At 71.0% G+C, this 7,168-nt stretch carries 3 protein-coding genes; 2 read left to right on the top strand and 1 reads right to left on the bottom strand.

The window, feature by feature from the left end; all coding sequences use genetic code 11:
- Positions 1-2,995 (top strand): response regulator (locus AB0J39_RS22605; protein WP_363467911.1); only part of this gene is annotated, 2,995 nt, incomplete at its 5' end.
- A 10-nt stretch (positions 2,996-3,005) separates the two neighbouring features.
- Here the strand turns inward: AB0J39_RS22605 and AB0J39_RS22600 are convergent.
- Positions 3,006-4,307, bottom strand: a complete 1,302-nt coding sequence (locus tag AB0J39_RS22600) for an NAD(P)/FAD-dependent oxidoreductase (RefSeq protein ID WP_363467908.1) — start codon at positions 4,305-4,307, stop codon at positions 3,006-3,008.
- 524 nt (positions 4,308-4,831) lie between these two features.
- On the opposite strand from AB0J39_RS22600, the gene AB0J39_RS22595 reads away from it, so the two are divergent.
- Positions 4,832-7,129, top strand: coding sequence for a cellulose binding domain-containing protein (locus AB0J39_RS22595; protein WP_363467905.1), 2,298 nt, complete (start codon positions 4,832-4,834; stop codon positions 7,127-7,129).
- Positions 7,130-7,168: the final 39 nt, after the last annotated feature.

The raw sequence follows: 7,168 nt of genomic DNA, 5'->3' as shown, positions 1-7,168 counted from the left end.
CACGCTGAGCGCGTTCGCCGACGAGGTCACCCGCGTCGCCCGCGAGGTCGGCACCGAGGGCCAGCTCGGCGGCCAGGCCCGGGTGCCCAACGTGGCGGGAACCTGGAAGGACCTCACCGACAACGTCAACTCGATGGCCGACAACCTGACCAACCAGGTGCGTTCGATCGCCCAGGTCACCACGGCCGTCGCGCGGGGCGACCTGACCAGGAAGATCGACGTCGTCGCCCGCGGCGAGATCCTGGAGCTGAAGACGACCATCAACACGATGGTCGACCAGCTGTCCTCCTTCGCCGCCGAGGTCACCCGCGTCGCCCGCGAGGTCAGCACCGAGGGACGGCTGGGCGGCCAGGCCGAGGTCGAGGGCGTGTCCGGCACCTGGAAGCGGCTGACCGAGAGCGTCAACGAGCTGGCCAGCAATCTCACCCGGCAGGTCCGCGCGATCGCCGAGGTGACCAGCGCGGTCACCTCCGGCGACCTGACCCGCTCCATCACCGTGGACGCGGAGGGCGAGCTGGCCGATCTCAAGGACAACGTCAACTCCATGGTGGAGTCCCTGCGCGAGTCGACCAGGGCCAACCAGGAGCAGGACTGGCTCAAGACCAACCTCGCCCGCATCTCCGGGCTCATGCAGGGCCACCGCGACCTGTCGGCGGTCGCCGAGCTCGTCATGAACGAGCTGGCGCCGCTGGTCAACGCGCAGCACGGCACGTTCCTGCTGGCCGAGGAGACCACGGCGGGCGCGGAGCTGCGGGTGGTCGGCTGTTACGGCCACCGCGAGACCTCGCGGCGATACGCCTTCGGCGACTCGCTGGTCGGCCAGGCCGCTCAGGCCAGGCGGACGATCCTGGTGGAGGACATCCCGCCGGGCTACCTGACGGTGTCGTCCAGCCTCGGGCAGGCCGGGCCCGTCAACCTCATCGTGCTGCCGATCGTGGTCGAGGACCAGGTGCTCGGCGTGATCGAGCTGGCCAGCCTCGGACGGTTCGCCAAGATCCACCGGGACTTCCTGGAGCAGCTCGTCGAGACGATCGGCGTCAACGTCAACACGATCGTGGCCAACGCCCGCACCGACGCGCTGCTGGCCGAGTCGCAGCGGCTCGCCACCGAGCTCCAGGTGCGGCAGGAGGAGCTGCAGCGCTCGAACGCCGAGCTGGAGGAGAAGGCGGAGCTGCTGGCCCAGCAGAACCGCGACATCGAGACCAAGAACAGCGAGATCGAGCAGGCCCGTCAGGAGCTGGAGGACCGGGCCCAGCAGCTCGCCCTGGCGTCCAAGTACAAGAGCGAGTTCCTCGCCAACATGAGCCACGAGCTGCGCACCCCGCTCAACTCGCTGCTCATCCTGGCGCAGCTGCTCGCCCAGAACCCCACCCGCAACCTGACGCCCAAGCAGGTGGAGTACGCCAACGTCATCCACTCGGCCGGCACCGACCTGCTCCAGCTCATCAACGACATCCTCGACCTGTCCAAGATCGAGGCCGGCAAGATGGACATCACGCCGGAGCCGGTCAGCCTGCGTCAGCTGCTCGACTACGTGGACGCCAACTTCCGCCCGCTCACCACGCAGAAGGGCCTGCGGTTCGAGGTGACGGTGGCCTCCGACGTGCCGGCCGAGCTGCTGACCGACGAGCAGCGGCTGCGGCAGGTGCTGCGCAACCTGCTGTCGAACGCGGTCAAGTTCACCGAGGCGGGCTCGGTGGAGCTGCGCATCGAACGGGCGGCCGGTGTGGCCCTGCCGGACGCCGGCGACCAGGAGATCCTGGCCATCCACGTGGCGGACACCGGAATCGGCATCGCCGCCGAGAACCTCTCGCAGATCTTCGACGCCTTCCAGCAGGCCGACGGCACCACCAGCCGCAAGTACGGCGGCACCGGCCTCGGTCTGTCGATCAGCCGGGAGATCGCGACCCTGCTCGGCGGCGAGATCCGCGCGGCCAGCACGCTGGGCGAGGGCAGCACGTTCACGCTCTACCTCCCGCTGGCCCGCGTCGACGACGCCGAGAGGGGCGAACCGGAGGCGCGGGAGGCGCGGCCGCGGCTGACCGCCCCGCAGCCGGCGCCCGCGGCGGCGCGGACCTCGGGTGGCAGGGTTCAGGACGACGGCAGGGATTACGGCAGGGACGACGGCAGCGCGCGGCGCCGCCTGCTGGTCGTCGAAGCCAGGCCCGGTGGCCTGCTGTCCATGCTGGCCCAGAGCGTCGCGGCCGACCTGCACGACACCCACGGCCCGGTCCAGGTGTCGACCGCGAGCGACGCCCAGTCCGCGCTGTCGACGCTGTGGCAGGAGAGCGTCCATTGCGTGGTGCTCGACCTCGGCATGCCGCAGGACGCCGCGGCCGACTTCCTCAAGGGCCTCGACTCCGATCCGGCGCTGCGCGCGCTCCCGGTCCTCGCGCACCACTCGCGCAAGCTGTCGCGCCCGCAGGAGGACCTGCTGCAGGTGCGCTCCCGCAACCAGCCGCTGGAGCTTCTGCCCAGCCTCGACGAGCTGCGTGAGCGGATCACGCTGCACCTGTCCGCCGACGAGCCCGGCGACGTCCTGCCGCTCGTGCAGCCGGCGTCGGAGGAGGGGGCGCAGGAGCTCGGGAAGCTCGACAGCGCGCTCGTGGGCCGCAAGGTGCTGGTCGTGGACGATGACGTGCGCAACGTCTTCGCGCTCACCACGATCCTCGAACTGCACGGCATGCAGGTGCTGTACGCGGAGAACGGCCGCAAGGGCATCGAGGTGCTGATGCGCAACGACGACGTTGACCTGGTGCTGATGGACATCATGATGCCGGAGATGGACGGTTACGCCGCCACCACCGCCATCCGGTCCATGCCGCGCTTCGCCCAGCTCCCGATCATCGCGGTCACGGCCAAGGCCATGCACGGCGACCGGGAGAAGACCCTGACGTCGGGCGCCAGCGACTACGTCACCAAGCCGGTGGACGCCGAGGAGCTGATCGTCTGCATGCAGCGCTGGCTGGACCTGCCCGGCAACGGCGACAGGTAGGCCCGGCTCATCAGGGCTGCGGGGTCGCCGCGGGGACGGAGCGGCGGCCCCGGACCCGCGCCGCCCGGTGCAGGTCCTCCAGCACCGCCCGGGCGGCCCGCCGTCCGGAGACCAGCGCCCCCTGGTGGGAGCCGGTGTCCCGGTGGTCGCCGCACACGTAGCGCCGGGCGCCGAGTCCCACCGCTTCCAAGCGGACAGGGCGGCGCAGCGGCATCGGGGGCGGCATCGCGGGCAGGGCCGCCTCGATCGCGTACGTCGCGACGTGCTCCCACGACGAGGTGTCCCCGTAGATCTCGGTGAGCCTGGCCCGCACCCGGGGCTCGTCCCGGTCACCGTGTACGCCGAGGACCGAGGTGGAGATCAGGGCCCGGCCGTCGGCGGAGTATTCGGGCGCCGCGTCGGTGATCACGATCGTGTCGGTGATCGCTCCCTTCGTGTCCACGATCAGCGTGGGCTCGCCGAGGGGCGAGGCCGGGGCGGCGTGGTAGAAGGTCGTGACCGGCCGCATCGCGGGCACCGGCAGGCCGGGCACCAGCCGCCCGGCCGTGGGCGGATCCACCGCCACCACCACGGCCGCGCCCGGGACCTCGCCCCCGCCGGCGAGGGCCACGCCGCCGGGGGTCAGCGCGCGCACCGGCGTCTCCAGCGAGATCGTGCCCTCCGGCAGGCGGGCGGCGAGTTGCGCGGAGATCCGCTCCATGCCGAGGGCCGGCACGCCGATCCTGCCGCGGGAGAACGACCGCCACAGGAGGTGGAAGATCCGGCTGGAGGTCTCCAGCTCCCGTTCGAGCACGACTCCCGCGAGGAGGGGGCGGAACAGGTTCTCGACGATCTCGGGGGACGCGCCCCAGCGCCGCAGCTCGGCCAGCGTGGTGCGCTCCGCCCGGCCGCGCCGCCGTACGAGGGAGCCGGGGAGCAGCAGGTCGCGGGCGGTCACCGCGGCGAGGACCGCTTTGTCCACCGGTGTGCCGACATGCGCGAGCAGGCCGCTGAGCGCGTGCCGGGGATGCCGCCACGGCAGCGCGACCCGCTCGCGCCGGCCGTCCCGGAAGATCATCGCTCCGTTGGTGAACCGTCGCAGGTCCAGCGCGCCGATGTCGAGGACCCGGGCGGCCTCGGGATAGCTGGTGTTGAAGATCTGGAAGCCCCGGTCGAGGCGGAAGCCGTCCACCAGGTCGCTGCGGACCCGGCCGCCCACGCCGTCGGACGCCTCCAGGACCCGGACCGTCACACCCGCTTCGTGCAGGTGCCAGGCGCAGGCCAGGCCCGCGAGTCCGGCGCCGACGACGATCACCTCGGCTGGCTGTGGCATCAGCGTTCCCCCTTCCGGCCGCCGTACGGCTCCTTCAAGGACTTCGCACCGCGCCGTGGCCACGGATGCAGCGGCGCCGCGGCGGAGGCCGGAGAGGCGGAGCGAGAGATCAGACCTGTGATCGTTCACAAGTCGGCAGGACATGCGGGGACTGAAAGTTTCAGTGATCGTCGGAGCGGACACCCCTCGCAGGTGAGCCGCCGGTACCCGGCCCTACCAGCCGGAGATCCGCTCAGCCGGACGCATCCGATGATTGCGTTCACATCGCTGAACCGGAGCTGATTGACCACACCGCCGGTTTCGCGTTGTGATGGCGCACTCAGGCACCCCGCATGACCCTGTATGAACCGGTATGACCCCCGGCGCACGCACCCCCGCGCATCCTGTCGCACCGTCCGCCACGGCTCGGCCCGCCCCCGGAGGTATCGCTTCGGACAACCCCGACCACGCGTCCCCGCGCCGCGCGTCGCGAGCGCGGTCACGGCTCCGCCGTCGGTCCCCATCGGCACCCCCCTGGAGTTTGGATGACCACACGACGAAGATCCGCTCTGCTCACCGCCGTGGCCTCGGCCGCCGCGCTCGCGGGAGCAGCGGTCCTGCCGGCCCTGCCGGCCTCGGCGGCGGCGGGCTGCCGGGTGGACTACCAGGTGAGCAACCAGTGGCAGGACGGCTTCGGCGCCGCCGTCGTGATCACCAACCTCGGCGACGCGGTGAACGGCTGGACCCTCACCTGGTCGTACGCCGCGGGCCAGACCGTGACGCAGGCGTGGAACGCCACGGTCACCCAGAGCGGCGCGCAGGTCAGCGCGAAGGACGCCGGTTACAACGCGGCCATCCCCACCGGCGGCACGGCGTCGTTCGGCTTCAACGCCTCGTGGAACAACTCGTCCAATCCCGTGCCCGCGAGCTTCGCGCTCAACGGCACCACCTGCACGGGCGGGGTCACGAGCAGTCCCAGCGCGTCCCCCAGCACCTCTCCCAGCGCGTCCCCCAGCGCCTCTCCCAGTGCGAGCCCGACACCGTCGCCGAGTCCGTCGCCCAGCCCGTCGGCGAGCCCCACGAGCATCCCGGCGGGCGCGCGGCAGATGGAGGACCTCGACCGTGGCCTGATCAGCGTGCGGTCGGGCAGCGGCAACCTGGTCTCCTGGCGGCTGCTCGGCACCGAGAGCATCGGCACGGGATTCAACGTCTACCGGGGATCCACGAAGCTCAACTCCTCGCCGATCACCACCTCCACGAACTACTTCGACTCCGGGGCCGCCGCCGACGCCGCGTACACCGTGCGGGCCGTGGTGAACGGCGCCGAGCAGGCGGCGTCGCAGACGTCGCTGCGGTTGGCCAACGGCTACCTGGACGTGCCGATCCAGCCGCCGTCCGGCGGCACCACGCCCGACGGGGTGGCCTACACCTACAGCGCGAACGACGCGAGCGTGGGCGACCTGGACGGCGACGGGCAGTACGAGTTCGTGCTGAAGTGGGATCCGTCCAACGCCAAGGACAACTCCCAGTCGGGCTACACGGGCAACGTGTTCGTGGACGCGTACAAGCTCAACGGCTCCCGCATGTGGCGGATCGACCTTGGCCGCAACATCCGCGCCGGCGCCCACTACACGCAGTTCCAGGTGTACGACTACGACGGCGACGGCAGGGCCGAGGTGGCGATGAAGACCGCCGACGGCACCAGGGACGGCACCGGCGTCGTCATCGGCAGTTCCTCGGCCGACTACCGCAACTCCTCCGGCTACGTCCTGTCCGGTCCCGAATATCTGACGATGTTCAACGGCCAGACCGGCAAGGCGATGTCCACCGTGAACTACGACCCGCCGCGCGGGACGGTCTCCTCCTGGGGTGACAACTACGGCAACCGCGTGGACCGCTTCCTCGCCGCCACCGCCTACCTCGACGGCGCCCGCCCGTCGCTGATCATGTCGCGCGGCTACTACACCCGTACGGTCATCGCGGCGTGGGACTTCCGCAACGGCTCGCTGACCAAGCGGTGGACGTTCGACTCAAACTCCGCCGGCAGTCAGTACACCGGCCAGGGCAACCACAACCTGGCCGTCGCCGACGTCGACGCCGACGGCAAGGACGAGATCGTCTTCGGCGCGATGGCGATCAACGAGAACGGCTCGGCGCTGTGGAACACCCGCAACGGCCACGGCGACGCGCTGCACGTCGGCGACCTCGACCCGTCACGCGCGGGGCTGGAGGTGTTCAAGGTCGACGAGGACACCAGCAAGCCCGCGGCGTGGATGGCCGACGCCCGCACCGGCTCGATCATCTGGAGCAACGCCTCCTGCGGCTGCGACAACGGGCGCGGCGTCTCCGACGACATCTGGGCCGGCAGTCCGGGCGCCGAGTCGTGGTCGTCCGCCGTCAGCGGCGTCTACAACACGAAGGGGCAGAACGTCGGGCGCAAGCCGGGCTCGGCGAACTTCCTCGCCTGGTGGGACGCCGACCCGGTCCGGGAACTGCTCGACGGCACCCACATCGACAAGTACGGCACCGGCTCCGACACCCGGCTGCTGACGGCGAGCGGGGTGCACTCCAACAACGGCACCAAGTCCACCCCCTCGCTGTCGGCCGACCTGTTCGGCGACTGGCGCGAGGAGGTCGTCTGGCCGACCGGTGACAACACCGCCCTGCGGATCTACAGCACGACCGCGACGGCGACCCGGCAGATCTACACGCTGATGCACGACCCGGTGTACCGGCTCGCGATCGCCTGGCAGAACACCGCCTACAACCAGCCGCCCCACACCGGCTTCTTCCTCGGGGACGGCATGGCGACCCCCGCCAGGCCGAACATCTATCTGAGGTGATCCCCCGGCGGCGGCCGCGGACGTACCTGGCGAGCGTCC

The sequence above is a fragment of the Microbispora sp. NPDC049633 genome (assembly GCF_040675265.1).
Classification (GTDB): domain Bacteria; phylum Actinomycetota; class Actinomycetes; order Streptosporangiales; family Streptosporangiaceae; genus Microbispora; species Microbispora maris.
Note: the sequence above shows the minus strand (reverse complement) of the source record. Positions and strands in the feature narration are given on the sequence as shown.

What these genes read in the sequence shown, in the direction of transcription:
- AB0J39_RS22595 (WP_363467905.1), top strand. Translation starts at nt 4,832, where the DNA reads ATGACCACACGACGAAGATCCGCTCTGCTCACCGCCGTGGCCTCGGCC.
- AB0J39_RS22600 (WP_363467908.1), bottom strand. Translation starts at nt 4,307, where the DNA reads ATGCCACAGCCAGCCGAGGTGATCGTCGTCGGCGCCGGACTCGCGGGC.